General features: G+C 63.7%; 22 protein-coding genes and 1 tRNA gene. 9 read left to right on the forward strand and 14 right to left on the reverse strand.

The genetic code is table 11. The features are described 5' to 3' along the window. Nucleotides 1-53: 53 nt before the first annotated feature. Nucleotides 54-2033, forward strand: coding sequence for a monovalent cation:proton antiporter family protein (locus CBW66_RS11280; RefSeq protein ID WP_086139007.1), 1980 nt, complete (start codon nt 54-56; stop codon nt 2031-2033). Between the two features lie 14 nt (nt 2034-2047). Here CBW66_RS11280 and CBW66_RS11285 read toward each other — a convergent pair whose 3' ends face one another. From CBW66_RS11285 to CBW66_RS11295, 3 genes are all read right to left on the reverse strand, one after another. Further along, on the reverse strand, nt 2048-3205 hold the full coding sequence (locus CBW66_RS11285) for a diguanylate cyclase (RefSeq protein WP_086139008.1): 1158 nt from the start codon (nt 3203-3205) through the stop codon (nt 2048-2050). Between the two features lie 34 nt (nt 3206-3239). Beyond that, nucleotides 3240-4091 (reverse strand): MOSC domain-containing protein, encoded by an 852-nt coding sequence (locus tag CBW66_RS11290; protein ID WP_086139009.1) that lies wholly within the window; start codon nt 4089-4091, stop codon nt 3240-3242. Between the two features lie 129 nt (nt 4092-4220). After that, nucleotides 4221-5315 (reverse strand): type II asparaginase, encoded by a 1095-nt coding sequence (locus CBW66_RS11295; RefSeq protein WP_139841684.1) that lies wholly within the window; start codon nt 5313-5315, stop codon nt 4221-4223. A gap of 133 nt (nt 5316-5448) precedes the next feature. Between CBW66_RS11295 and CBW66_RS11300 the strand changes: the two genes are divergently transcribed. Then, entirely contained in the window at nt 5449-5841 is a 393-nt protein-coding gene (locus CBW66_RS11300) for a hypothetical protein (RefSeq protein WP_139841685.1), read from the forward strand. Then, nucleotides 5838-6674: a MipA/OmpV family protein gene (locus CBW66_RS11305; RefSeq protein WP_086139011.1), complete on the forward strand. Its 837-nt coding sequence runs from the start codon at nt 5838-5840 to the stop codon at nt 6672-6674. The genes CBW66_RS11300 and CBW66_RS11305 overlap by 4 nt, the downstream gene beginning before the upstream one ends. A gap of 112 nt (nt 6675-6786) precedes the next feature. On the opposite strand, the gene ychF is transcribed toward CBW66_RS11305, so the two are convergent. The 3 genes from ychF to CBW66_RS11320 form a co-directional block, all read right to left on the reverse strand. Beyond that, a complete protein-coding gene (gene ychF / locus CBW66_RS11310) occupies nt 6787-7878 on the reverse strand; it encodes a redox-regulated ATPase YchF (RefSeq protein WP_086139012.1) in 1092 nt (363 codons plus the stop codon). A 152-nt stretch (nt 7879-8030) separates the two neighbouring features. After that, nucleotides 8031-8264 carry a helix-turn-helix transcriptional regulator gene (locus CBW66_RS11315; protein ID WP_086139013.1) on the reverse strand — a complete coding sequence of 78 codons (234 nt, stop codon included), beginning with the start codon at nt 8262-8264 and terminating at the stop codon, nt 8031-8033. Next, on the reverse strand, nt 8264-8839 hold the full coding sequence (locus CBW66_RS11320) for a DUF2975 domain-containing protein (protein WP_086139014.1): 576 nt from the start codon (nt 8837-8839) through the stop codon (nt 8264-8266). The genes CBW66_RS11315 and CBW66_RS11320 overlap by 1 nt, the downstream gene beginning before the upstream one ends. Nucleotides 8840-8957: 118 nt before the next feature. On the opposite strand from CBW66_RS11320, the gene CBW66_RS11325 reads away from it, so the two are divergent. Next, complete coding sequence (locus CBW66_RS11325) at nt 8958-10055, forward strand: serine hydrolase (protein WP_086139015.1); 1098 nt, start codon at nt 8958-8960, stop codon at nt 10053-10055. On the opposite strand, the gene pth is transcribed toward CBW66_RS11325, so the two are convergent. From pth to CBW66_RS11360, 7 genes are all read right to left on the reverse strand, one after another. Continuing rightward, nucleotides 10056-10640, reverse strand: coding sequence for an aminoacyl-tRNA hydrolase (gene pth, locus CBW66_RS11330; protein ID WP_086139016.1), 585 nt, complete (start codon nt 10638-10640; stop codon nt 10056-10058). 117 nt (nt 10641-10757) lie between these two features. Then, nucleotides 10758-11366, reverse strand: coding sequence for a 50S ribosomal protein L25/general stress protein Ctc (locus CBW66_RS11335; RefSeq protein ID WP_086139054.1), 609 nt, complete (start codon nt 11364-11366; stop codon nt 10758-10760). Nucleotides 11367-11531: 165 nt separating this feature from the next. Continuing rightward, nucleotides 11532-12482 carry a ribose-phosphate pyrophosphokinase gene (locus CBW66_RS11340; protein WP_034753270.1) on the reverse strand — a complete coding sequence of 317 codons (951 nt, stop codon included), beginning with the start codon at nt 12480-12482 and terminating at the stop codon, nt 11532-11534. A 150-nt stretch (nt 12483-12632) separates the two neighbouring features. After that, nucleotides 12633-12709 (reverse strand) — tRNA-Gln (locus tag CBW66_RS11345). Nucleotides 12710-12787: 78 nt separating this feature from the next. After that, nucleotides 12788-13672: a 4-(cytidine 5'-diphospho)-2-C-methyl-D-erythritol kinase gene (ispE, locus tag CBW66_RS11350; RefSeq protein ID WP_086139017.1), complete on the reverse strand. Its 885-nt coding sequence runs from the start codon at nt 13670-13672 to the stop codon at nt 12788-12790. Further along, nucleotides 13669-14319 (reverse strand): outer membrane lipoprotein LolB, encoded by a 651-nt coding sequence (locus CBW66_RS11355; protein ID WP_086139018.1) that lies wholly within the window; start codon nt 14317-14319, stop codon nt 13669-13671. The genes ispE and CBW66_RS11355 overlap by 4 nt, the downstream gene beginning before the upstream one ends. Before the next feature lie 61 nt (nt 14320-14380). Beyond that, nucleotides 14381-16171, reverse strand: a complete 1791-nt coding sequence (locus CBW66_RS11360) for a tetratricopeptide repeat protein (protein ID WP_086139019.1) — start codon at nt 16169-16171, stop codon at nt 14381-14383. A 167-nt stretch (nt 16172-16338) separates the two neighbouring features. On the opposite strand from CBW66_RS11360, the gene mutM reads away from it, so the two are divergent. From mutM to CBW66_RS11385, 5 genes are read left to right on the forward strand one after another with little or no spacing between them, the layout of a single operon-like run. Continuing rightward, nucleotides 16339-17175, forward strand: a complete 837-nt coding sequence (gene mutM / locus CBW66_RS11365) for a bifunctional DNA-formamidopyrimidine glycosylase/DNA-(apurinic or apyrimidinic site) lyase (RefSeq protein WP_070221676.1) — start codon at nt 16339-16341, stop codon at nt 17173-17175. A gap of 22 nt (nt 17176-17197) precedes the next feature. Then, the gene (locus CBW66_RS11370; RefSeq protein ID WP_086139020.1) at nt 17198-19099 is read left to right on the forward strand and encodes a dynamin family protein; all 1902 of its coding nucleotides are present in this window, start codon (nt 17198-17200) and stop codon (nt 19097-19099) included. 44 nt (nt 19100-19143) lie between these two features. Beyond that, on the forward strand, nt 19144-20319 hold the full coding sequence (mutY, locus tag CBW66_RS11375; protein WP_086139021.1) for an A/G-specific adenine glycosylase: 1176 nt from the start codon (nt 19144-19146) through the stop codon (nt 20317-20319). After that, nucleotides 20319-22112, forward strand: coding sequence for a sensor histidine kinase (locus CBW66_RS11380; RefSeq protein ID WP_086139022.1), 1794 nt, complete (start codon nt 20319-20321; stop codon nt 22110-22112). Before mutY ends, CBW66_RS11380 begins: the two co-directional genes overlap by 1 nt. Further along, entirely contained in the window at nt 22109-22732 is a 624-nt protein-coding gene (locus tag CBW66_RS11385; RefSeq protein WP_086139023.1) for a response regulator transcription factor, read from the forward strand. Before CBW66_RS11380 ends, CBW66_RS11385 begins: the two co-directional genes overlap by 4 nt. Here CBW66_RS11385 and CBW66_RS11390 read toward each other — a convergent pair. Then, nucleotides 22729-25950: a molybdopterin dinucleotide binding domain-containing protein gene (locus CBW66_RS11390; protein WP_086139024.1), complete on the reverse strand. Its 3222-nt coding sequence runs from the start codon at nt 25948-25950 to the stop codon at nt 22729-22731. The two genes, CBW66_RS11385 and CBW66_RS11390, sit on opposite strands and share 4 nt — an antisense overlap. Nucleotides 25951-25953: the final 3 nt, after the last annotated feature.

Here is a 25953-nt window from a genome sequence, read left to right on the forward strand (position 1 = left end):
AAACTTGCCAGTCACAACAAACAACGATTTCCATTGACCGCACCGGGCAACCCATGTTTTCCTCGCTTGAACTGACCCTGATGTTACTCGGCAGCGCCGTGCTGGGCGTGGTCGCTTTCAGAATGTTGCATTTGCCGCCCATGCTCGGCTATCTGGCCGTCGGCATCGTTATCGGCCCCCACGCGCTGGGCCTGGCGGCGGAAAACGAAGCCAGCCACACCCTTGCCGAATTCGGCGTCGTCTTCCTGATGTTTTCCATCGGGCTTGAGTTTTCTCTGCCCAAGTTTCTCGCCATGCGGCGCATCGTCTTCGGCCTTGGCATGGCGCAGGTGGTCACCACCATCATCGCCACCGTCGTCTTCGGCTGGTGCGTCGGGCGCTACCTGTCCGCCTACATCCACCTGAGCTGGCAAGCCGCGTTCGCCCTGGGCGGCGCGCTGGCCATGTCGTCAACGGCCATCGTCTCGAAAATGCTCACGGAGCGGCTGGAACTGGAAAGCGAACACGGCCGCAAGATCATCGGCATCCTGCTGTTCCAGGACCTGGCCGTCGTGCCCCTGCTGATCCTGATTCCCGCCCTCACGCGCGATTCGGACAACCTGGCCGAAACCCTGGCCTGGGCCGGCGGCAAGGCCCTCGTCGTGCTGATCTTGCTGCTGTTCCTCGGCCAGAAGATGGTGCGCGGCTGGCTGACCATCGTCGCCAAGCGCCGCTCGCAGGAATTGTTCATGCTCAATCTGCTGCTGATCACCCTGGGCGCGGCCTGGATCACGGAGCGGGCCGGGCTGTCGCTGGCCCTGGGCGCGTTTGTCGCCGGCATGCTCATTTCCGAGACGGAATTCAAGCACCAGGTGGAAGAAGACATCAAACCGTTCCGCGACGTGCTGCTGGGCCTGTTCTTCATCACCGTCGGCATGCTGCTCAATATCCGCGTGGTGCTCGACAACTGGTGGCTCGTCCTGCTCCTGCTGTGCGGCCCCGTGCTGCTGAAATTCGCCCTGATCGCGGGCCTGGCCCGGCTGTTCGGCTCATCGACGGGCGTGTCATTGCGCACGGGCCTGGCGCTGGCGCAGGCGGGCGAGTTCGGCTTCGTGCTGCTGAATCTGGCTGGCGGCATCAAGTTGATGGACCCGTTCGTCGTGCAGGTGGTGCTGGCCTCGATGGTGCTGTCGATGCTGGTGGCGCCCTTTCTCATCGCCAAGTCCGACGCCATCGTCATGAAACTGGCCGCCAACGACTGGATGATGCAGTCGCTGGCGCTGACCAGGATCGCCACGCGCACGATGGCTTCGCAGAAACACGTGCTGATCGCCGGCTTCGGGCGCAGCGGGCAAAGCCTGGCCACCCTGCTTGCGGAAGAAAAGATCGAATACCACGCGCTGGACCTGGACCCGGAACGGGTGCAGGAAGCGCAGCTGGCCGGCGCCCACGTCTCGTATGGCGACGCGGGCCGGCGCGAAAGCCTGGTGGCCGCCGGCATCTACCGGGCCAGCGCGGTGGTGATCACCTACGCCAACACCCCCTCGGCACTGAAGTTATTGCATTTACTCAAAGAAATGGCGCCGACCTTGCCCGTCATCGTGCGCAGCCACGACGACACCGACCTCGACCAGCTGAAAAGTGCGGGTGCGGCCGAAGTCGTGCCGGAATTGATGGAAGGCAGCCTGATGCTCGCTTCGCACGCCTTGATCATGATGGGCGTGCCCCTGCGCCGCGTGGTGCACCGGGTACAGGCGGCGCGCGAGGAACGCTATGCGTCCCTGCGCGGCTATTTTCATGGTTCCAGCGACGCCGGCGACGATGCCGAACTGGAACGCCTGCATACGGTCACCGTCAGCGAAGGCGCGCACTGCGTGGACTTGCCCTTGAGTGCGATCGACGTGGCCGGCTGCGGCGCGTTTGTGACGGCCATCCGCCGCGGCCGCGGCAGCCTCGATGTCAGCCCCGAAACGCAGCTGGCCAGCGGCGACGTGGTGGTGCTGCGCGGCACGGCCGACGCCGTGGCCAAGGCCGAAACCTTGCTATTGAAATAATCAGCCGACCTTGCTCAGCTGCTCTGCGGCCGCCAGCTGACAACCTTGTTGCGGCCTTCGGCCTTGGCCTGGTAGAGGGCCTGGTCGGCGTGCGCCACCAGTTGCTGCGCCACCGTTTCGATCGGGAGCAGCGCCGCGTCCGCTTCCAGACTGGCCACGCCGATCGACACGCTGACCCACGCTTGCGCACTGCCCGGCAAGTCGAACATGGTGCCGGCGATGCTGGCGCGGATGCGTTCGGCCACGAAGGTCGCGCTGTCGAGGTCGGCGTCGATCAGCAGCACGACGAATTCTTCGCCGCCGAAGCGGCCCAGTGCATCGGAGCGGCGCAATTCCGTGCGGATGCGTGTGGCCACTTCGCGCAGCACCTCGTCGCCGCCCTGGTGGCCATGCTTGTCATTGAACAGCTTGAAATGGTCGATATCGATATACATGCATGAGATGCAATAATTCTGGCGCCGCGCGCGGGCGATTTCTTCCAGCAGGCGGCGGTCGATATAGCGGCGGTTGTAGACGCCCGTCAGGGAATCGGTCAAGCCGATGTATTTGAGCATTTCATTACTGATCACGTTTTCCAGGCAAATGGCGATGATGGACGCCATGTGCTTGATGAAATCCGTGCCCAGCGCGGGCGTAAAGCGCGTCACATCGCTGCTGGCCAGGTTCAGGCTGCCGATCAGGCGCTTGTTGCGCAACAAGGGCACCAGCGCCACGCTGCGCAGAGATGCGATCTGCGGAAAACGCGGGCCATGCACGGCCGCGTCGAAGGCACCGAGCAACGGCGATGGCGGCAAGGCCGCTTCGCCCTCGGCCGCCGGCACCGGCGACGTAAACCCCAGCTCCGCCACGGCATGCACGAACAGCAACTGCGGGAAGGCACTGAAATCGACGCCCAGCTTTTCCATCACCAGCACGATATCGTCATCCTCGTCGAGCAGGCTCAAGGTGACGCCGTCAAGGTCGGAAATCACGGGCAAGGTGCGGAAAATGGTGCCGATCAACTCGGGAAACGTGGACGCGCTGACGATTTCCAGGTCGAACGCCTGATGGCGGCACATGATGTCGTGGTTGCGCTCGACCTGTTCCAGCAGGAAAGCCATGCGCGCGCGCAAGGCCTGGTTTTCGGCTTCCAGGCTGGCAATGCGCGGGTCCGGCGGTATTGCTTGATTCATAGAAACCTTAAACCCTTGTATACGGGCGCCATGCTTAAAATGCCAGTTCGAAACCGATGTCCTGTCCCACCACGATACGCTCATCGCCGCCTTCGGTGACGATGGCGTTCATGCCGAAGCAGATGGCGCCGTCGAGCTCGGGCTTGGCGCGATAGCCATGCATGACGTCGAGCGGATCCGGTCCGGGCACGCCCGTGGCCTGGTCCACCGACGGGATCGGGCAGCGCGAACACGGCTTGACGGGTTTCAAGGTCGTCGCGCCCAATTGCAGGAATTCGGCATAGTCTTCCTCGAAGGCGCCGATGTCGCCGATGACGAGGTTGGGGCGGAAGCGGTTCATCGGCAGCGCTTCACGGCCGGCGGCGCGCAGCTTGTCATTGACATCGGCTAGCGAGGCGGCACCCGCGATCAGCACCGGGTAGCCGTCGGCAAACATGGTCGAGGCGGCCACGCCATCCGTCCATGTGGTGCTCGTGGCGCGCACCGCGTCCGGGTGAAAGCGCACGAGGCGGCAGGGCACGCCGATGGCCTTGGAAAACCATGTCGCCGTCACCTCGTCGCAATCGTAGGCGCGCACGCTGTCGTCCCACACCTGCACCTCCAGCACCGGTGCCAGTTGCGGATGCGGCAAGCCCAGTTCGATTTCCAGGCGCAGCATGCCCGGCGCGCGCAATTCCAGCGTGCTGGCCTTGATGGACGGCACGATCAGCGCCATGCGCGGATGCTCGCGCTGGGTCAGGAAGCGGCCCTGCTCGTCCACCACCATCCATTCGCGGTCGAACACGTGCTCGCTCATCAGCCCTGAACGCGTCAGGACCGCCTCGCGCAAATGGATGCCGGCGCACGATTTGATCGGATACAGGATGATGTCGGACAGGATAGCCATGGCCAGGTGGAGAAGGAACAGTGTTGCTGCTTCTGCCAGGAAATTATTCAGAAGCGAAGTATGGCAGCAAAGCGGGCAAGCGTAAATCAGCCAGGCTCAGCCGATGAGGCTGGCCTGGCGCGACAAGGATCAATATGTGTAGAAAATACGCTGGATTTCTTGCGTGCTGTTGGTTTTGGTCAAGGCCAGCATCAGCAGGATGCGGGCTTTTTGCGGGTTCAGGGTATCGGATACGACACTGTCGAGTTCATCGTCGTTGGCTTCGCCATTGCGCGCCACGATGCCCTGGCCGACGCGGCTCGAACGCACGATCAGCACGCCCTTCTGGCGCGCTTCCACCAGGGCCGGCTTCATTTGCGCAGCCACGCTGCCATCGCCCACGCCCGCGTGGATGATGCCCTTGGCGCCAGCGGCAATGAAAGCATCCATGCCGACACGGTTCATGTTGGCGTAGCCGTAGACGATGTCCACTTGCGGCAGGGCGTCGAGCTTGCCGATGTCAAATTCCGATTCCAGGGTGTGCTTGCGCGTCGACTGGCGATAGAAGAAAGGCTTGCTGCCCTGAATGTAGCCGAGCATGCCCAGTTCCGGCGACTTGAAGGTGTCGGTCGTCGAGGTGTTCGTCTTGCTCACTTCGCGCGCGGCGTTGATCTGGTCGTTCAAGGCCACCAGCACGCCCTTGCCCACGGCTTCCTTGCTACCGGCCAGCAACACGGCGTTGTACAGGTTGATGGGGCCGTCAGCCGAGATGGCCGTCGACGGACGCATGGCGCCCACCACCACGACCGGCTTGTGGCTTTTCACCGTCAGGTTCAGGAAATACGCCGTTTCCTCGATGGTGTCGGTGCCGTGCGTGACGACCACGCCATCGACATCGTTCGAGGCCAGCAGCACGTTGATGCGCTTGGCCAAGGTCAGCCAGTGGCTGTTGCCCATGCTTTCGCTGGCGATCTGGAACACTTGCTCGCCTTTCACGTTCGCTACTTTTTTCAGTTCCGGCACGGCCGCGATCAGGCGCTCGACGCCCACGGTGGCCGAGGTATAGCCGACGGTGGTGGTGCTGTCGGCGCCGCTGCCGGCGATGGTGCCGCCCGTGGCCAGGATCACCACATTCGGCAATTTGACGGCCGCTTCCTGCGCGCGCGCAGGCGAGGCGGCGACAAAGCCCATCAGCAAGGTAGCCAGCATCAGCTGTGCGCAGGAATGGAATTTACGTGAAAACATGGTGCTCCCGTTCGGTGATGTGTCAAAGATAACAAAGTCGTGTGCAAATTATATGTCATCAGTGCTACAAAAAAGCCCCGATTGACGCGTTCTGCGCAAACGTGCGCGCCTTCCCATGCGCTACAGTGGCGCCATGTCCACACTCCTGTCCTTCCGCTCCTGTCTCGTCCTGCCCTTCGTCCTGATGGCGCTGGGCGCCTGCTCCACGCAGATGGAACTGCGCATGGCGGCGCAGCAGGAGCAGTTCGGACGCGAGGCGGCCAGCCACGGCGACTGGACGCAAGCCATGCGCAACTACGCGGCCGCGGCCGACAATGCCGAGCTGGGCCATGGCGATCTTGCTTGGCAGGCGAGACTGCACCACGAAGCGGGACGCGCCGCCAGCGCCGCCTGCCGCTACGACGCGACCGCATTTCATTTCCGCCAGGCTATCGCGCTGGCAAAGCAGGCCCGTACCTCGAGCGCCCTCAGCGACAAGGCGCTGGAATCGCTACAGGCCGGCAAACCTTGCGCAGTGCCCCCATGAACGTCGCGCGCACCTTGCTGGCAGCATCCACCGCCTTCGCCGCCATGGCGCCCGCGTGCGCCGCCGAGCCGGCGTTACCCTTATGGGAAGCGGGCGTGTTTGGCGGCACGGCCGTCACGCCCGCCTATCCGGGCGCCAGCGAGCGCTCGACGCGCAGCCTGGCCCTGCCCTATCTGATTTATCGCGGAAAGGTGCTGCGCGCCGACCGCTCCGGCGTGGGTGCGCGCCTGCTCGATACGGACCGGCACGACTTCGATATCGGTTTTGCCCTGTCCTTGCCGGCCCGCTCCAGCGACGTGCCGGCCCGGCGCGGCATGCCCGACCTTGGCACCTTGGTGGAATTTGGCCCGCGCCTGAAAATCAAGCTGGCCGAGCCGACGCAGCACAGCCGCCTGGGCCTGGAACTGCCCTTGCGCGCCGTCATCGAAGCGCGCGGCGGCCTGCGCCGCCAGGGCGCCACGTTCGAGCCGCGCCTCGTGTACGCGCTGCAAGGCGGGCAGCAGGCATGGCATGCCGATGCCAGCGTCGGCGCCGTGCTGGGCAATGCCGCCATCAACGATTACTTGTATGGCGTCAGCCCCGCGTTTGCCACCGATGGGCGCCCCGCGTATGCCGCCAAAAGCGGACTGATGCTCACGCGCCTGGGCCTGGGCGGCTCGTACCGGCTGCACCAGGACTGGCGCGCCTTTGCATTTTTGCGCTACGACAATTACACAGGCGCCGCCAATCGCGCCAGCCCTTTGCTGCGCCAGAACAGCGGAACCTCGGCCGGCATCGGGCTGCTGTGGACGTGGCAGCGCTCGGACAGCCTGGCGCGGGGCCGCGAGGACTAGACGCCGCCCGATGCCAGGCATGCTGACCATCCGGGCAATAAAAAACCCTGCAAATCCATGACGTGCAGGGTTTCTGACACACCGTGCCCCGGCATGGGGGCCGCGCCGGGAATCAGACGTTGAACAGGAAGTTCAGCACGTCGCCATCCTTGACCACGTATTCCTTGCCTTCGGCGCGCATCTTGCCCGCTTCCTTGGCGCCCGCCTCGCCCTTGTAGGCGATGAAGTCGTCATAGGCGATGGTTTGCGCGCGGATGAAGCCGCGTTCGAAGTCGGTGTGGATCACGCCCGCCGCCTGCGGCGCCGTGGCACCCACGGGAACGGTCCACGCGCGCACTTCCTTCACGCCTGCCGTGAAGTAGGTTTGCAGGCCCAGCAGCTTGTAGCCGGCGCGGATCAGACGGTCCAGGCCTGGCTCTTCCATGCCCATGTCGGCCAGGAAAGCGCCCTTGTCGGCATCGTCCAGGTCGGCGATTTCCGCTTCCAGCGCGGCGCAGATGGCGACGATGGGGGCGTTCTGCGATTTCGCGTATTCGGTCAGCTGGTCCAGCAGCGGATTGTCCGTGAAGCCCGAATCGGACACGTTGGCCACGAACATGGCCGGCTTGGCCGTAATCAGGCACAAGGGCTTGATCAGTTCCATTTCGTCCTTGTCCAGGCCCATGGCGCGCACCGGCTTGGCATCGTTCAGGTACGGCATCATGCGTTCCATGATGGCCAGCAGCTTGGCCGCGTCCTTGTCGCCCGAGCGGGCTTTCTTGTTTTCGCGGTGGATGGCTTTTTCCACGGTGCCCATGTCGGCCAGCGCCAGTTCGGTCTGGATGACTTCGATATCGTCGAGCGGGTTGATCTTGCCGGCCACGTGGATGACGTTGTCATCTTCGAAGCAGCGCACGACGTTGACGATGGCGTCCGTTTCGCGGATGTGAGACAGGAACTGGTTGCCCAGGCCCTCGCCCTTCGATGCACCGGCCACCAGGCCGGCGATGTCGACGAATTCCACGATGGCGTTGACCATGCGTTCCGGCTTGACGATCCCGGCCAGCGCGGCCATGCGCGGATCCGGCACTTCGACGACGCCGACGTTCGGCTCGATGGTGCAGAACGGATAGTTTTCAGCCGGGATGCCGGCTTTCGTCAGTGCATTGAACAGGGTGGACTTGCCGACGTTCGGCAAGCCGACGATACCGCATTGGAGACTCATGGAAAACCTTTAAATAATCAATATTGCCGGCAAGCGGCTGGTGCAAAACGGCCGTTGCGGGCGTTTTCTGGATAATCTTGCTGTATTACTGCTCTAAGGGTCAATTGTACCTCTATGCACCCTACTCTTCAAAAAAACCACCCTCGTTGACCTTAACTGTCGCCATCCCCGTCATCCGGCCGCGATGCATCGAATTCCAGGATGTCGCCGGGCTGGCATTCGAGCATCTCGCAGATTTTCGACAGGGTATCGAAACGCACGCCGCGCACCTTGCCCGATTTTAAGAGGGACAAATTCTGCTCCGTGATGCCGACAAAGGCAGCCAGTTCCTTCGATTTCACTTTTTTCCTGGCCAGTACCAGGTCGAGGCGCACGACGATGCCCATCAGATGAACTCGCTATTTTCATCGGCCAATCTCTGGCCTTCATGGAGGATTTGCGCCAGCGCCAGGAACACCGTGCACAGCAACAAGGTCCACAGGTCGCCGCCCGTGATATCGATGGCCAGGCGCAACTGGCTCCGGCCCTCTTCCAGCAAGCCGAACAGCATGCCGCGCACGGTCGGCTCCAGCAAGGTCAGCACCGTTCCCAGCAGCAAACCGCCGGCAAAGCGGCGAAACTGGCGCGCCACCTGCGGCGTGAAATACACGCCCTGCTCGAACTGGCGCAGCACGGCTGCCAGTTGCCGCACGGCGTCGCCCAGCACGCACAGGGCCGGCAAGGCCAGCGCCAGGCCCAGTCCCCGTTGCCAGGCAGGCATGGCCGCCAGGCGTGCAAAGGGCTGGCTCTGCAATTGCAGCAACAGTTCATACATGCCGGCGCCGCCGACCGCCCCCTGCACGGCCGGCGCGGGCGCCAGCCAGCCCAGTACCGTCAATAACAGGTACAGCACGAAAAATCCCGAGACGCCGTAGCGCACGCGCCGGCTCAGCGCCGCCGGCCCCGCCTGATGTTTTTTCATATGTAAAAGTATACGGATGGGAAAAGTGTTGTTAGAATAAATTATCGTAAAACAATAACTAAATCATGTTTTGCGACTATTCTAGCATCTTCCACTGACCATATCGACTGGAGACACCATGAAAACCCTGCTTGCCGCCTTCGTTTGCAGCACCGCCTTGTTACTGAGCGGCGCCGCCCACGCCCATGACTTGAACGCCATGCTGCAGCAGGCACTGGTCGACAAGAGCGTGCCGGCCATGGCGATCCTTGTCATTCGCGACGGCAAGATCGAGGCGCAGGCGCAGGCTGGCGTGCGCGCCAATGACGGCAACGATGCCGTGCGCGCCGACGACGTGTGGAATATCGGTTCCGACGGCAAGGCCATGACGGTGACCCTGATCGCGCGGCTGGTGGAACGGGGCGTGCTGTCGTGGGATGCGCCGCTGTCGGGCATGCTGCCCGCGCTCAGTGCCGGCATGCGCGCCGAGTACCGCGACGTCAACCTGGCGGACTTGCTGTCGCACCGCGCCGGCCTGCCGCCGAATCCGGACGAGGCATGGATCAATTCCACCTACACGGATACGCGCCCGCTGCCGCTGCTGCGCCTGGAATACGCGCAGCGCGCGCTGGCCGATGCCCCGGTGGCCGCGCCGCGCGGCGCATCGCACTACTCGAACAGCGGCGCCATGATCGCCGCCGCCATCGCCGAACGCGTCACGGGCAAGACCTATGAAACGCTGATGCAGGAGGAAGTGTTCGGCCCGCTGGGCATGCGGGCCGCGTTCGGCCCCACCGTGCGGGGGCAGAACCTGGGGCACAAGGAAGGCAAGCCGATCGCAGGCTTGATGGCCAGCAATCCGCTGATGATGGCGCCCGACGGCGAAATTCACCTGAGCATGCAGGACTGGGCCAAGTTTGCGCTCGATCAATTGCACGGCGAACAAGGCAAGGGCAAGCTGCTCAAGAAGGAAACCTATGTTTTCCTGCACACGGCGCAGGGCGAGACGAATGCCGCGCTGGGCTGGGGCTTGATGCACTTTCCGCCGCAGGCGCCGCAGCGCGTGCTCACGCACCTGGGCTCGAACGGCTATTGGCACGCGCTGATCGCTCTGGCGCCCGGCAGCGGCGACGGCCTGCTGATCGCCGCCAATGCGGGCGAAGGCAGCAGTGCCCAGGCGAGCCAGCAGCAGATGGCAAAGACCATCATGGCCAGCTTCGGCAAGACGGGGAAATAATTACGCGGTATGCAATTTCATGGTGGCCGCCTCGAACTTGCCGTCGACGATCTGCGGCATCACCTGCAAGGATTTTTCTATCGCCTGCTCGATCAGCTCCTGGTCTTCGCGGCGCGGGCGGTGCAGCACGAAATCGGCTACCTGCTGCTGCAGGCTCAGGGTGCGCGGATGGCCGATGCCAAGGCGCAAGCGCCAGTAATCCTGCGTGCCCAGCGCGGCCGTGATGTCTTTCAAGCCATTGTGACCGCCGGCCGAGCCGCCCTTCTTCAGGCGCGCGATGCCGGGCATCAAGTCCAGTTCGTCGTGCACGACGAGCACTTCATCGGCGGCGATCTTGAAGAAGCGCGCCAGTGCGCCCACGGACTGGCCCGAGCGGTTCATGAAGGTCAGCGGTTCGAGCAGCCACACTTCGTTGCCGCCTATCGACGTTTTCGCCAGCATGGCGTTGTAGCGCGAATCGCGCTGCAGGCGCGTGCCGGGCAAGCTGTTGGCAAGATTGTCCACCAGCCAGAAGCCGGCATTGTGGCGGGTTTGTTCGTATTCGGGTCCCGGGTTGCCGAGGCCGACGATCAGGCGTATGGGCATGGCTGTGTCTGCAATGTAAAAGAAAGCATTATCGGTGAAAACAGGCGGAAAAAAACCCGTTCGGAGCGAACCGAACGGGTTTTTCCTTGCAACTACCGCATTGCTGCGGCGGCAAAATTACTTCTTGTCAGCAGCAACTTCAGCAGCAGCGGCTTCAGCAGCAACGTGGCCAGCCGGTACCGAAGCGGTAGCGATGGTCAGGTTGGCGCCGTGGGTGACAGCGGTCACGCCAGCTGGCAGGACCAGATCGCCAACGTGCAGCGAGTGACCGACGTCGATGTTCGACAGGTCAACGTTGATGAATTCTGGCAGTTGGCCTGGCAGGCACGAAACTTCGATTTCGTTGGCTACGTGGCTGATGGTCGCGCCGTGCAGTTTGACTGCTGGGGAAACGTCAGCGTTTACGAAGTGCAGCGCCACTTTCACGTGGATAGCTTGCTTAGCGTCAACGCGCTGGAAGTCAGCGTGCAGAACCAGTTGTTTGTATGCGTGGACTTGGAAGTCGCGCAACAGAACTTGCTGGGAAACGCCGTCGATTTCCAGATCCAGAATCGACGAGTGGAACACTTCTTTTTTCAACGCGTGGTACAGGGCGTTGTGATCCAGCGAGATCAGCACAGGGGCTTCAGCGCCACCGTAGACGATACCAGGGGTTTGGCCGGAAGTGCGCAGGCGGCGGCTCGCTCCGGAACCTTGCAATTCGCGTTTAAATGCGATAACTTTCATGTGAAACTCCAAGAAGAACAAGGCTTGCGCCTTGTGTTATGAAGACTCCCGCGACCAGGAATCTTCGAAAATGGGGTGAAAAACACCCCGAAAATGAAAACACTGCGGCGCAACAGGCAAAAGCCGGTCGCGCCGCAGGCATGACGTCTGTTTCTATTTATCGAATCAGTCGATAAACAGGGAAATCACCGAATCGCCCTTGATGATGCGCTTGAACGTCTCGGCCAGCAGCGGCGCGCACGTCAATTGACGGATCTTGCCGCAGGCCAGGGCCGCTTCGGACAGGGGGATCGTGTCGGTCACGACCAGCTCATCGAGCGGCGAGGCCGAAATACGGTCGATCGCCGGGCCCGACAGCACCGCGTGCGTGCAATACGCCACGACTTTTTTCGCGCCGCGCTCTTTGAGCACTTCGGCAGCCTTGGTCAGGGTGCCTGCCGTGTCGACCATGTCATCCATGATCACGCAGTTGCGGCCTTCGACTTCACCGATGATGTTCATCACTTCGGACACGTTCGCTTTTGGACGACGCTTGTCGATGATGGCCAGGTCGCAGCCCAGGCGTTTTGCCAGGGCGCGCGCACGTACCACACCGCCGACGTCCGGCGACACCACCAGCAGATCCTGGTAGTTTTTCTTTTGCAGGTCGCCCAGCAAAATTGGCGAAGCGTAAATATTGTCGACTGGGATATCGAAGAAACCTTGAATCTGGTCAGCGTGCAAGTCCATGATCAGGACGCGCTCGACACCGGCTTCTTCCAGCATGTTCGCCACCACCTTGGCCGAAATCGCCACACGCGCGGAGCGTGGACGGCGGTCTTGGCGGGCGTAGCCGAAGTAAGGAATCGCGGCGGTGATGCGGCCAGCGGAAGCACGTTTCAAGGCATCAACCATCAGCATGATTTCCATCAAGCTGTCGTTGGTTGGAGCACAGGTGGATTGCAAAACAAAAACATCCTTGCCGCGCACGTTTTCGTTAATCTCGACCATTACTTCGCCGTCGGAGAATTTCGAAACGTTTGCTTTACCGAGAGGAATGCCGAGGTTTTTTGCGACCCCCTCTGCCAACGCTGGATTCGCGTTGCCGGTAAAAACCATCAGGTTTTCGTAAGCCATGGGAGTCCCAAGAGGTGATAAAGAAGTCTTGAAAAGCACTAACCGGGCATAGGCCCGGTCAGTCATTGTTTAGAATATGCCGCGTGGCGGCACATCTGCTTTTTCCCGTACTGGACGCCAACTTCGCATCGACAGACTACGGTGAAAGGGTGGCAGGGGAAGAAGGATTCGAACCTTCGCATGCTGGAATCAAAATCCAGTGCCTTAACCAGCTTGGCGATTCCCCTACGTTACTGACTGCTTGCCGTCATGTTGGCCAGTATTATACCGACTATTTGACGCTAAGCAAAATCTTTTTTTGCTCTCTACAACATGGTGAGCATCGGGTGGCGATTCAGCGCTTTTGCCTTCCAGGCGGTCCAGACTGGTGGCACATTGCTGAGCACCGCATCCGCTTCTTCCTGACTGCCAAACGCACTAAACACACAAGCACCGGAACCAGTCATCCTGGCCTCACCGTAAGCACCCAGCCATTCTACCGCATCTGCTACCGGCTTGAAAAGACTGCATGCTACTTGCTGTAAATCATTCTTTCCAAACCCGCCCGCATCGTTTCCTTCTGCGAGGTACCTGGAAAAGTCCGCTATTGTGACGGGTTCGGTATTTCTCGTCAAGCCTTCCGCGCAAAAAATTGCGGCGGTCGGCACTTGCACGCCCGGCTCGATCACCACATACCAGCAGTCAGGCGTGGCGACGGGCTGCAGGGCCTCGCCCACGCCTTCGGCAAAGGCGTTTTCGCCAAAGATGAAAAACGGAATATCGGCGCCCAGCGGCAAGCCCAGCGCCATCAATTCCTCGCGCGTCAAACCGGCCTGCCACAGGCGATTGAGCGCCATCAAGGCCGTGGCCGCGTCGGACGAGCCGCCGCCCAAGCCGCCGCCCATGGGCAGCACCTTGTCGATGGCGATATCGACGCCGCGCGGCAAGGCGCCCGTACGGCGCAGCACTTCGGCCTGCAGCAGCCTGGCGGCGCGGATGATCAAGTCCTGCTCTTGCGGCACGCCGGCCAGTTCCGTCACGCGGACAATCGCCGTGTCGTCGCGCAGCGCGAAGTACAGGGTGTCGCCATGGTCGAGCAATTGAAACACCGTCTGCAGCAGATGGTAGCCATCGGCGCGGCGGCCGTTGACATGCAAAAAGAGGTTCAGCTTGGCGGGGGCCGGGCAGTTATTCAGAGTCGTCAATGTCATGGCGCTGGTGCGGATGGGGCGGGATCGAGCACGATGCGCAGCGACACGGCATCGGCCTGCGCGCTGGCATTGCGTTCGGCATCGATACGCCGCGGTTGGGGCAAGGCGCCCGGGGTATTGTCGGCCGCATTTTGCCCTACTTCTTGCCACGACACATAGCGCAAGCGCCAGCCGTCTTTCGTCGTCACGCTGTCGTTGGCCGGCGACGCGACGAAGCGCTTGCCGTCGGCGCCCACGGCATACCCTTGCAGCCAGTCGCGCAAGCCCGATACAGGCAAGGACCAGCCCAGCATCTGCGCGCTCAGGGTGTCGACATCGGGCGCGCTGCGCGGCGCCTTGCCGCTTTGCGTCAGCACGGCCTCGCGCGGCGTGACGGCGATCGTCGCCAGCGTGCTGCCGACGGGCGAATACAGGGTCACGTCCGTGCGCTGCGCCGTCTGCTGCCAGTTGAAATTGACGGTGGCCGATTCGGGCTTGTCATCTTTCTGGTACACGACGTTGAGGCGGCCCGTCAGCTCCACCTGTTCGCGGTAGGGCGCGACTGCCTCGCCCGATGGCGCGGCGCCGGACGAGAACGGGGAACTCAGGGTCGAGCAGGCCGAGAGGGACAGGCAGACGAGTGTGAGGGGAAGCAGTTTTTTTAACATGGGTACAAGGAAAAACCAGCGCCATGGCGCTGGTTTTTTATAGTTGAGTTAATCGATTCAATCACAAACTGACATTCAGGCGCGCCAGCGTACTTTTCAGCGCCTCGTTTTTCGGATCCTTGCCTTGCGCCTCGCGCCACAGTTTTTGCGCTTCGTCCTTGTCGCCCTTCTGCCACAGCACTTCGCCCAGGTGGACGGCGATTTCCGGATCGCTGCGCACGGCATAGGCGCGGCGCAGCGCGTTTTCCGCGGCGGCCAGGTTACCCATGCGGAACTGCACCCAGCCCATGCTGTCCATGATGAACGGATCACCCGGCGCCATCTGCAGCGCTTTTTCGATCAGCGCGTGGGCTTCTTCCAGGCGCACGCCCCGTTCGGCCAGCGAATAACCGAGCGCGTTGTACGCATGCTGGTTGTCGGGCGCCAGCGCCATCACGCGGCGCAGGCTGGCCTCCATCAGCTCGAATTTGTCCAGGCGCTCGGCCAGCAAGGCGTAGTCGTACAGCAGTTCCGGATTGTCGGGGAAGCGCAGCAAGGCGTTTTCCAGCACCGTGTACGCGCTTTGCACATAGCCGGCGTCGCGCAGGAATTGCGCGTCGACCAGCAGCACCTGCGCCCGGCTCGCCGGATCGTCCGTGTCGATTTCCGTCAGCGCCTTGCGCGCCGCATCGAGATTGCCGCCGCGGGCGATCAGCTGGGCGCGGCGCAAGCGCGCCTCGACATAGCCGGCCGACGCGCTGTTATCGACCTTGTCCAGCCAGGCGATGGCGCCCGCCGTGTCGCCGCGCGTCTCGGCGATCTGCGACAGTATCATCAGGGCCTTGAACGGATCGCGCGTGTCGCCGGGAGATTTCTCGAGCACGGCCAGGAAGCGCTTGAAGTACTGCTCCGCGCCCTTGGTGTCTTCCAGCTGCAGCGCCACGATGCCGAGCGCATACAGGGCGCCCACGTTATCGGGCGCGCTTTTCAGCAGCAGCAGGAATTGGTCGCGCGCCGGTTCCAGCTGCTTCTGTTCGACCAGCAGGCGCGCGTAGGCGCCGCGCACTTCGACGGCGTCGGGATTCTTTTGCAGGAAAGCGGCCAGCACCTTGCCCGCCGCCCCGGGTTCGCCCGTCACCTGCGCCAGGGTCAGCACGGCCAGTTCGGAATTGGGCTTGATGGCCAGCGCCTTGTTCGCTTCGCCGATGGCGCGGTCACGCTCGCCGATCGACAGGGCGCCCTGGGCCAGCACCAGGTGCGCTTCAAACATGTCCAGGTAAGGCTGCACCAGGCGCGTCACCATTGAATAGGCATACAGCTTGTCATTCGAGCGCGACAAAATCTGCTGCATCTGGAACAGGGCCACGCCCCGTGCGCCTTGCGGCGCATTGGCCAGGCGTTCGGCGAAAATCGGTTCCGCTTCTTCGATCTTGTCCGTCAACACGACAAAGCCGAGGAAGAACTGCGTCGCCTCGTCCGAGCCGGGCGCCAGCTCGCGCCACAGCCGGATGGCCGCCAGCGCCTCGCTGCCCTGCTTGGCGGCCAGCGCCATTTCGGAAGCCCGGCGCGCCAGGCGCGGATCGCGCGTCTGCTGCGCCGCCACCATCATCGTCACGTACGGCCCTTGCCACTGGCCACTCTTGAATTCCATCTCGGCGCGGGTCAGCTTGTACAGCAAGTCGCTGCTCAATTCAACCTTCGGCAGCTCGCCGCCGCCGGCCCCCTCCTTGGAGGTGGCGTCCGGCTCCTGCGGCGCGGCTGGCGCAGACGCAGGGGGGCTGGCCGCGGCATCGGCGGGGGCGACAGGCGTCTGTGCCATGGCATGCGTGGCCATCAGGGCGGACAAGGTTACAATGGCGAAAGCGTTTTTCAAAGGCGGATCCTGGCTAAACGGCAAAGTTTGATTCTACGCCCAACGCGGCTATCGCGTACTTCACGTATGTAACGAAATATATGCGTCGCGGCGGCGTAGCCTGCCAGAGCCAGCCCTCGGCCGGCAAGCCGCCTGTTTTTTACCCGGTTTTCAACCATTCGAGCCCTATGCCAGAATTGCCAGAAGTCGAAGTCACACGGCGCGGTGTCGCGCCTCACCTCGAAGGGCGCGCCGTGCGCTCCGTCGTGCTGCGCCGCGACGGCCTGCGCTGGCCCTTCCCCCCTGCCCTGGGCGAACAATTATCGGGGCAAACCATCGGCCTGACGGGGCGGCGCGGCAAATACCTGCTGATCCACTTCCGCCACGGCACCCTGATTATCCACCTGGGCATGTCCGGCCATTTGCGCGTGCTGCCGACGGGGACGCAGGCGCAAAAGCACGACCATTTCGACCTCGTCGTGGAAGACGCGGACGGCGGCAGCCAGGTGCTGCGCATGACGGACCCGCGCCGCTTCGGCGCCGTGCTGTGGCACGACGAGGCGGACGGCCCGCTGGACGGCCACGCGCTGCTGCGCGGCCTGGGCACGGAACCGCTGGAAGGCGGCTTCACGGGCCAGCTGCTGTTCGAAAAAACGCGCAACAAGGGCACCAACATCAAGCAGGTGCTGATGGCGGGCGACATCGTCGTCGGCGTGGGCAATATCTATTGTTCCGAAAGCCTGTTCCGCGCGGGGATCAATCCGAAGACGCCGGCCCGGCGCATCGGCCTGGCCCGCTATGAGAAACTGGCGCAGGCGATCCGCGACGTGCTGGCCGAAGCCATCGTGCAAGGCGGCAGCACCCTGCGCGACTTCATCGGCGTGAACGGCCAGTCCGGCTACTTCCAGCAGACGTATTTCACCTACAACCGCGCGGGCAAGCCCTGCCGCGTCTGCGGCGCGCCGATCCGGCAAATCGTGCAGGGACAGCGTTCCACGTTTTACTGCGTGAATTGTCAAAAGTAAGCACACTCACAGAGGGAGCCAGATGGTCAGAGACCTGGAACAATACAGCGCATGGCGGCAGGACGTGCAGGCCGCCTTGCAGGCATACCGGCAAGCCGCCAGCGCGGCGGGCCTGGTCGACGGCGCCTCCGCGCTGCGCCTGGCGCGCTGTGGCTCCCGCCTGCTCGATGACCGTCTGTCCGTTGCCTTCGTGGCGGAATTCTCGCGCGGCAAATCCGAACTGATCAACGCCATCTTCTTTGCCGGCTATGGCCAGCGCATCCTGCCCTCGGGCGCGGGCCGCACCACCATGTGCCCCACCGAGCTGCTGTACGACGCGGCCTGGCCGCCATCGATCCGGCTGCTGCCCATCGAGACGCGCGCGCAGAATCTGTCGACCAGCGACTACCGCGAGCTGCCCGCCGCCTGGACCGTCCTGCCCCTGAATATCGAAGCGGGCGGCGACATGCAGGAAGCCATCCGCCAGGTCAGCCTGACGAAAAAAGTCAGCGTGGAAGAAGCGGCGCGCTACGGCCTGTACGACGCCGGCGACGCGGACGCTCCCGCCATGCTCGACGAGGACGGCCAGGTGGAAATTTCCATGTGGCGCCACGCCATCATCAACTTCCCCCATCCGCTGCTGAAACAGGGCCTGGTCATCCTCGACACGCCGGGCTTGAACGCCATCGGCACGGAGCCGGAACTGACCCTGAACCTGATCCCGAATGCGCACGCGGTGCTGTTCATCCTGGCGGCCGACACGGGCGTCACGCGCAGCGACATCGAAGTATGGCGCAACCATATCGGCGCCGGCGCGGGACGCCTGGTGGTGCTCAACAAGATCGACAGCATGTGGGATGAATTGCGCGGCGACGCCGAGGTGGCGCAGGCGATCGAACGCCAGCAGGCCAGCGTGGCGCACCTCCTGACGCTGGACGCGGGCCAGGTGTTCCCCGTCTCGGCGCAAAAGGCCTTGGTGGGCAAGATCAACCACGATGCGGCGCTGCTGGAAAAGAGCCGCCTGCAGGCGCTGGAGACGGCCCTGTTCGAGGAGCTGATCCCCGCGCGCAAGGACATCATCCGGCGCCAGCTGGCGTTCGACCTGGACGCCATCGAAGCGGCGCAGCAGGTGCAGGCGGCGGCCCGCGCGCGCGGCATCGCGGAACAGCTGCACGAGCTGCACAGCCTGCGCGGCAAGAACCAGAGCGTGATCGCCCACATGATGCGGCGCATCGACATCGAGAAAAAGGAATTCGACAGCAGCCTGTTCAAGCTGCAGGCGACGCGCGCCGTGTTTACCCGGCTGTCGACGGAGCTGTACACGAGCCTGGGCATGGACATCGTGCGCGACGATATCGACGGCGTGCGCGCCGCCATGCAGCGCAGCCGCTTTTTCACGGGCTTGCGCGAAGCAGTGCGCCAGTATTTCGAACGCATCGGCCAGAACCTCGACCGCTCGGAAGGCAAGACGGCCGAGATCACGGAAATGATGAACGTGATGTACCGCAAATTCGCTTCCGAACATGGTCTCGCCTTGGCCTTGCCGATGCCGTTTTCGCTGGCGCGCTACCGCCAGGAGATCGCCGACATCGAGGCCGTCTACCATAAACAGTTCGGCACGGCCACCCTGCTCACCACCAGCCGCGTCGTGCTGATGGAAAAATTCTTCGACACCATCGCCTCGCGCGTGCGCCGCAGTTTCACCAATGCCAACGACGACGCCAGCGCCTGGCTGAAAGTCATCATGGCGCCCCTCGAAGCGCAGATCGTCGAGTACAAGGAACAGCTGAAACTGCGCTTTGCCTCGATCCAGCGCATCCACGACGCCACGGGCAACCTGGAACAGAAAATCGCCGGCTTCGAAGCGAGCCTGGCGGCGCTCGAACGCGACAAGGCGCAGCTGGCGCAATTGCTGGCCACCCTGCGCGCGGCCAGCGCAAGCTGAGCCCAATATCAGCAACATCGAACAACAGAATACTGGAACCCTGCATGAAACGTCTGCTGCATCCGCTCTCGCCCGCCACGGGCGCGGCACCTTTGGAAGATTATGTCGATCCGACTTTTTCCGCCACCGTCATCGACTGGCAACAGCAGCATGGCCGCCATGCGCTGCCGTGGCAAAATACGCGCGACGCCTACCTGATCTGGCTGTCCGAAATCATGCTGCAGCAAACGCAGGTCACCGCCGTACTCGGCTACTACGCGCGCTTCCTCGAACGCTTCCCCACGCTGCGCGACCTCGCCGGCGCGCCCGTCGAAGACGTGATGGCGCAGTGGAGCGGCCTCGGTTACTACACGCGGGCGCGCAACCTGCACAAGTGCGCGCAGCGCGTGGTGGCCGAATACGACGGCGTGTTCCCCAGCGACCCGCTGCTATTGGCCGACCTGCCCGGCATCGGCCGCTCGACGGCCGCCGCCATCTCGGCGTTTTCCAGCGGCACGCGGGCGGCCATCATGGACGGCAACGTCAAGCGCGTGTTCGCGCGCACCTTCGGCATCGACGCCTATCCGGGCGAAAAACGGGTCGAGGAAGCCATGTGGCGCCGCGCCGAGGCGCTGCTGCCCGCAGCGGGAATAGATTCAGGCATCGAAGCCTACACGCAGGGCTTGATGGACCTGGGCGCCACCCTGTGCACGCGCAGCAGCCCCGATTGCCCCCGCTGCCCCTTGCAGCCCCGCTGCGTGGCCTACGCCACCGGCCGCACCAAGGAGCTGCCAGTGCGCAAACCGAAGAAAACCAGCCCGGAAAAACACGCCGTCATGCTCGTCATCATCGACGACGGCCAGGTGCTGCTGGAGCAGCGGCCCGGCTCGGGCATCTGGGGCGGCCTGCTGTCCTTGCCCGAACTCGATGGTCACGTGCTGGCCGATGCAGACGCACCGCGCGAGATAAGCCAGCAGGCGCTGGCGCGCGCCGTGGCGCCGTTCGGCGAGATCGAGACCCAGGAACGGCTGCTGCCCATCGTGCACGTGTTTACCCACTACAAGCTGCACATCGTCCCCTGCCGCATCACCCTGGCGCGCCGCCTGGCGCTGGCCGGGGAAGCGACGCACGTCTGGTATGACGGCGCGAAGATCGCCGACGCGCCGCTGCCCGCACCGATCAAGAAACTGCTGCTGGACCTGTTCGGCGATGCGCGTTCGGCGCAGCGCAGCATGTTCTAGTGCGGCGTTTCTTACTGTTCGCGCTGACGGCGCTGTGTCTGCACGGCGCGCAAGCCGCTGACGCGCTGCCGGAGGTACGCATCGGCGTGCTCGCCTACAAGGGCGGCGACGCCGTGCAGCAGGACTGGTCGTACGTGACGCGCCACCTGCAGGCCAGCATTCCCGGCATCCGTTTCATCCTGGCCGACTACGACCAGGCGGGTCTGACGCGCGCCGTGCAGTCGCAGGCCATCGCCTTTGCCATCACCAGCAGCGGCCATTACGTGGCGCTCGAGCACAGCGACGGCGCCAGCCGCATCGCTACCCTGGAATCGCCGTGGACGGACTCGCCGCGCCAGGCCATCGGTTCGGCCATCGTCGTGCGCAGCGCGTCGCCGCTGCATGACCTGGCCGACCTGGCGGGCAAGAACGTGATGGCCGTGGCGCCCGACGCGTTTGGCGGCTACCAGATCGCCGCGCGCGAACTGCAGGAAGCGGGTATCGATCCCACGCATGATTTTGCCAGCCTGCGCTACAGCGGTTTTCCCTCGCAGCAGATCGTCGAGGCCGTGCGCGCCGGGCGCATGGATGCGGGCATCGTGCGTACCTGTCTGCTGGAACAGATGGTGGCGCGCGGCGAAGTACGGCTTGACGAACTGCGCGTCATTACCACGCGGCCGATTCCCGGCTTTCGCTGCGCCAGCTCGTCGCGGCTGTATCCGGACTGGCCCTTCGTGGCCCTGCGCCAGACGCCGCCGGCGCTGGCGAAAAAAGTGGCGCAGGCCCTGCTGGCCATGCCGCGCACCGGCGAAGGCTACAGCTGGACGGTGCCCAGCGATTACCAGATCGTCGACGAACTGTTCCGCGAACTGCGCATCGGCCCCTACGCCTATTTGAACAAGCTGACGTTCGAGACGGCGCTGCGCCGCTACTGGGGCTGGATGCTGCTGGTGCTGGCCTTGCTGGTGGCCTGGGCCGTGCACACCGTGCGCGTGGAATACCTGGTCAGCCGGCGCACGGAGCAATTGCGCGCGGCGCAGCACCAGCAGCGCGCGCTGGAAGAACAGGCGCGCCAGCGCCAGGCCACGCTCGACCACACGGCGCGCCTGGCAATCCTGGGCGAGATGGCCAGCGCCATCGCGCACGAATTGAACCAGCCGCTGGCGGCCATCGGCAATTTCGCGCGCGGCATGGCGCGCCGCATCGCGGCGGGACGGCTCGATGCGGCGCCGCTGCTCGACGGCGCACAGGAAATCGCCACGCAAAGCGAACGCGCGGGCGCCATCATCCGGCACATCCGCGCGATGGCGCAAAAACGTCCCGCGCACAGCACGGCCTTCGCGCTGGCCGACGCCGTGGAGCAAGCGGTATCGCTGTTCCGCGCGGCCCATCCGCAAGCCAATATCAGTTGGCGTCACGAGGCGGGCAGCGCCGCACCGCGCGTGCTGGCCGACCCGCAGCAAGTACAGCAGGTGCTGCTCAATTTATTGAAAAATGCGCTCGACGCGCAGGTGGAAAACGACCATCTGCAGCACCCGATCGGCGTGCTGCTGCACCGCGAAAACGGCGCCTGCACGGTGGCCGTGCGCGACGCCGGCTGCGGCCTCGATGCGGCGCAGATGGCGCGCCTGTTCGAGCCCTTCTTTACCACCAAGGCCGAAGGCCTGGGCCTGGGCATGTCGCTCAGCAAAAGCATCATCGAATCGTTCGGCGGCAGCCTGTCGGCGCATGCCAATGCCGATGCGCCAGGCTTGACGGTCTGGTTCCGCCTGCCCGAAGATACGCATATGGAAGTAGATAAGGAAACACCATGAACGAAAGCGATGCGATCATCTTTGTCGTCGACGACGACGCGGCCATGCGCCGCTCGCTGGCCTATCTGTTCGATTCGGCCGGCTGGCAAGTGCAGACGTTCGAATCGGCGCGCGACTTCCTGCAGCGCTACGATGGCCATGTGCCCGGCTGCCTGCTGCTCGACGTGCGCATGCCGTTGATGAGCGGGCTGGAACTGCAGCAGGAGCTGAATAACAGAACCGGACACGCCATATCGCTGCCCGTGATTTTCCTCAGCGGCCATGGCGACCTGGCCATGGCGGTGCAAACGATGAAGGCAGGCGCCTGCGATTTTCTGGAAAAGCCGTGCAAGGACCAGGTATTGCTGGATGCCGTCTCGCGTGCCGTGGCCCGCAGCGTGGAAGAAAGCCGCAGCGCCGCCAGCGCGAATACGGCGCAAACGGCGCTGGCCAGGCTCACCGCGCGCGAGCGCGAAGTGGCGCTGCTGATGGCCGAAGGCAAAGCCTCGAAAGTCATCGCCCGCGAACTGGGCATCAGCGACAAGACGGTGCAGGTGCACCGCCATAACACGATGGAAAAACTGGGCCTGCATTCAGCAGCCGAGGTGGCCCGGCTGCTGATGACCAGCGGAGAGATTTAAGCCCGCACGATACGGGCAGGAAGCCCCTGCCGCACCGACGTGCCCGAGACGGGATCGACGAACACGTTCTTGTCGCCGCGGCTCGGGTCCGTCAATCCCAGGTCGTTCAGGTTGATGCCCGCGCCGATGGCCGGCTCATCGGGCTGGCGCGACTTGCCGATGCGGTGGGCGCGCGCGCCGTGCTCCTTGTGGCCGAAGCCATGTTCGACGGCGATCACGCCGCGCTGCACGCCATGGCGCAGCATCACCGTGGCCCTGGCCCTGCCGCCCGGCGTCTCCAGATAAATCTGGTCGCCATTTTCCAGTTTCAGGCGCGCCGCATCGTCGGGATGCACGGCGACCGGGTTGTCCGGATGGATGCCGCGCAGGCGCCGCGCGCCGATGCTGTACGAGTTCTGCAGCGCCGATTTAAAGCTGATCAACTCGAACGGCCATTCGCTGGCCGGGTAGGTTTTGCGCACAGGCGTGCCGTCGGCAAACGCCGCCACTCTCCACGCGGGCGTGCCGGGGAACCGCTTGCCGCTCAGGCTATTCTTGCTCACGCCCAGGCCCTCGTTGTACAGCATCATCGGTTTCAAATAGCGGTGCGTGGACCAGTCCTGCGGATACGGCGTCTCGTCGACGACCGGGGCTGGCGCCGCCGGCGCCTTGGGATTGGCTGGCGGCGGCAGGCGCAGGCCAAACATCTCGCCATAGCTCTGGTAGCGCCCTCCCCGCGCCAGCATGAAGGCCACCTTGCGCCACTCTTCCGGCTTCAGCGTGCGTTCCAGTTCGGGGCGGATGCGCGCCACGCCGGACAGCGCGATATCGTCGTCGCTGGCCTCCGGCACGGCCGTTTTTCCCTGCCAGGCGATGTTGGCGCCGCCGCGCAGATACCAGTCTTCCGCGCGCTGCAATGGGAAGCGCTGGCCATCCATGTCCTGCAAGGCGTCCGGTCCGAAGCCGGGCAAGGCCATCGTTTTAGCCAGCGCGATGAAGAACGACTCCATGCAGATGCTCTGGCCGTCCGGCGTCTTTTGCACGCGCGGCTCGACCACAGGCCAGCGCGCCGTGCTCATCTTGACGGGCATGCCGCCCCAGGCACCGGCCCAGCCCCAGCTTTCATACAGCAAGGTATCGGGCAGCAGGTAGTCGGCAAACGCCGAGCTTTCATTGATGAAGGGGTCGATGGCGACGATCAGGGGAATCTTCTTCGGATCGGCCAGCTCCTTGCCGATCTGCGCGCGCAAGCCCGTGATGCCGTACACGGGATTGCAGCTCCACAGGATCAGCGCCTTCAGGGTGTACGGATAGCCGTTCATGGCGCTGGTGAGCCATTCGGTGGCCAGCGCGGGCGCGTTCGGATACCACGGCGCCCTGGCCGGATACGCCTTGCCCGCTTCCTTCTTCAGCTTGAATTCCGAGGTTTTTTCATACGGCACATTGCGCCCGATCGGCATGCCGGCCGCCTTGATCTCGCCGTCGAAACTCTCGAGGTTATAGCGCGGACCGGGGCCCGCATCCTTGAAGCTGCCGCCGTTGACCAGGGTGCCGCCCTTGCGGTTCAAATTGCCGATCAGGGTATTGAGCATGACCAGCGCGTACGCGTTGTAAAAGCCGGCGCCCGACATCATGCCGCCATGCGCATTGACGGCCGCGCGCTTGCCATGGCTGGTGAGTTCCCGCGCCAGGCCTTCGATGATGTCGCGGGGGATGCCGCAGGCGCTGGAATAGTCATCCATGCTGTGGCGCTGCGCTTCCTCGTTGAGCATCGTCATGGCCGTCTTCAGGTGCAGCGGCGCCCCGGCCACGTCCAGCGGACCGTCGAAGAACAGGCGCGCCTCGCCCTTGGCGGCATTGTGCGGCACGATCGCTTGCGTGGCGGCGTCGATCACGCAGAAGGCGTCGCCATCCTTGTAGCGTTCTTCTTCCGCCAGTTCCACCGCGCCGATGTCGGACGCGCGCAGGTAGCGGCCGTCGCGCGGATGGCCCTTCTCGCTGATGATCAGATGCGTGGCGTTGCACCAGGCAGCCTCGCCCGCCGCTTCCGCCACCTTCAGGTTCGGCTGCACGAGGAAGTTGCGGTCATAGCGTTCATGCTCGATGATCCAGCGGATCATGGCCATGGCCAGCGCGCCATCCGTGCCCGGCTTGATCGGCACCCAGCGGCTGCGGTCGCCCGCGGCCAGGCTGTCCGCATTCGTCAGCACGGGATCGACGACGACGTAGCTGAATTCGCGCTTGCCGGAGCGGGCCTTCGCAATCAGCGTGCCTTGCCGCTTGAACGGGTTGCCCGCATTGCCCGGCGCCGTGCCGACAAAGATGCAGAACTCCGTGTTTTCCAGGTCCACTTTCGCATGCGGCATTTTCTTCATGTCGCCGAACATGGCGCCCGAGCCGCTGCGGTAGGCGCCGCCGCAATACGAGCCGTGGTTGACCAGGTTCAAACTGCCGTACGACTGCTTGAAAAAGCGCGTGCCGAACGCCAGGCGGCCATCGTCGGTGCTGCACATCAGGCCCACCTGATTGACTTGCGGGCCCAGTTCCGGCTGCGCCGGATCGATCGGTTTTTCCAGCTCGCGCAAGGCGCGCAAGCCCTGCACGTATCCTTCGCCAAACAGGTCGCCGCCTTCCGTCACTTCCTTGACCAATTGGTCGAAGGCGATCGGTTCCCACTGGCCGCCGCCGCGCGGTCCCACGCGCTTCATGGGCGCCAGCACGCGGAACGGCGACTCCATCTGTTCCAGCACGCCGTTGCCGCGGCCGCAAGCGGTGGAACGTCCCTTCAAGCCCTTTTCCTCGAAACGCGACAGGGAAATGAAGCTGTCGCGTATCGGGGTCTGGTACGGCAGCGCCGGATCGGCCGACAAAGGGCTGTACGGATTGCCCGCCACGCGCAGCACCTTGCCGCTTTTTTTATCCAGGCGCACGCGCACGCCGCAGAATGTGGTGCAGCCCATGCACATGGTGTAGCTGACCTGCTGCTCGGGATTGACCGTCAGCTTGCCCGTGGCCGTGTCGACGGAAAACTCGGGCTGCAGGGAATTGCCGTGCAGTTTCTGCACCGGCTTGTCCTTGCCCAGCGCATGGTCGACCATGCGGCCGGCCGTGGTGGAAAAGCTGGCGGCAAAGGCGGCCAGGCCGCCGCCGATGGCGCCGTAGCGCAGCAGCTTGCGGCGTTTTTCTTTTTCGTCTTCAGGGACGTCGTTGTGTGCGTCGTTGTGTATTTGATCGTTCATTTT

This window comes from Janthinobacterium sp. GW456P (genome assembly GCF_002127655.1).
Taxonomy (GTDB): domain Bacteria; phylum Pseudomonadota; class Gammaproteobacteria; order Burkholderiales; family Burkholderiaceae_D; genus Janthinobacterium.

Excerpts from the sequence above, each read along its gene's own strand:
- CBW66_RS11290 (WP_086139009.1), bottom strand. The coding sequence starts at position 4,091 with ATGGCTATCCTGTCCGACATCATCCTGTATCCGATCAAATCGTGCGCC.
- CBW66_RS11385 (WP_086139023.1), top strand. The coding sequence starts at position 22,109 with ATGAACGAAAGCGATGCGATCATCTTTGTCGTCGACGACGACGCGGCC.
- ispE (WP_086139017.1), bottom strand. The coding sequence starts at position 13,672 with ATGACATTGACGACTCTGAATAACTGCCCGGCCCCCGCCAAGCTGAAC.
- mutM (WP_070221676.1), top strand. The coding sequence starts at position 16,339 with ATGCCAGAATTGCCAGAAGTCGAAGTCACACGGCGCGGTGTCGCGCCT.
- ychF (WP_086139012.1), bottom strand. The coding sequence starts at position 7,878 with ATGAGTCTCCAATGCGGTATCGTCGGCTTGCCGAACGTCGGCAAGTCC.
- CBW66_RS11335 (WP_086139054.1), bottom strand. The coding sequence starts at position 11,366 with ATGAAAGTTATCGCATTTAAACGCGAATTGCAAGGTTCCGGAGCGAGC.
- CBW66_RS11320 (WP_086139014.1), bottom strand. The coding sequence starts at position 8,839 with ATGAAAAAACATCAGGCGGGGCCGGCGGCGCTGAGCCGGCGCGTGCGC.
- CBW66_RS11355 (WP_086139018.1), bottom strand. The coding sequence starts at position 14,319 with ATGTTAAAAAAACTGCTTCCCCTCACACTCGTCTGCCTGTCCCTCTCG.
- CBW66_RS11280 (WP_086139007.1), top strand. The coding sequence starts at position 54 with ATGTTTTCCTCGCTTGAACTGACCCTGATGTTACTCGGCAGCGCCGTG.
- CBW66_RS11300 (WP_139841685.1), top strand. The coding sequence starts at position 5,449 with ATGTCCACACTCCTGTCCTTCCGCTCCTGTCTCGTCCTGCCCTTCGTC.
- pth (WP_086139016.1), bottom strand. The coding sequence starts at position 10,640 with ATGCCCATACGCCTGATCGTCGGCCTCGGCAACCCGGGACCCGAATAC.
- CBW66_RS11295 (WP_139841684.1), bottom strand. The coding sequence starts at position 5,315 with ATGTTTTCACGTAAATTCCATTCCTGCGCACAGCTGATGCTGGCTACC.
- CBW66_RS11325 (WP_086139015.1), top strand. The coding sequence starts at position 8,958 with ATGAAAACCCTGCTTGCCGCCTTCGTTTGCAGCACCGCCTTGTTACTG.
- CBW66_RS11315 (WP_086139013.1), bottom strand. The coding sequence starts at position 8,264 with ATGGGCATCGTCGTGCGCCTCGACCTGGTACTGGCCAGGAAAAAAGTG.
- CBW66_RS11390 (WP_086139024.1), bottom strand. The coding sequence starts at position 25,950 with ATGAACGATCAAATACACAACGACGCACACAACGACGTCCCTGAAGAC.
- CBW66_RS11340 (WP_034753270.1), bottom strand. The coding sequence starts at position 12,482 with ATGGCTTACGAAAACCTGATGGTTTTTACCGGCAACGCGAATCCAGCG.
- CBW66_RS11370 (WP_086139020.1), top strand. The coding sequence starts at position 17,198 with ATGGTCAGAGACCTGGAACAATACAGCGCATGGCGGCAGGACGTGCAG.
- CBW66_RS11305 (WP_086139011.1), top strand. The coding sequence starts at position 5,838 with ATGAACGTCGCGCGCACCTTGCTGGCAGCATCCACCGCCTTCGCCGCC.
- CBW66_RS11285 (WP_086139008.1), bottom strand. The coding sequence starts at position 3,205 with ATGAATCAAGCAATACCGCCGGACCCGCGCATTGCCAGCCTGGAAGCC.
- mutY (WP_086139021.1), top strand. The coding sequence starts at position 19,144 with ATGAAACGTCTGCTGCATCCGCTCTCGCCCGCCACGGGCGCGGCACCT.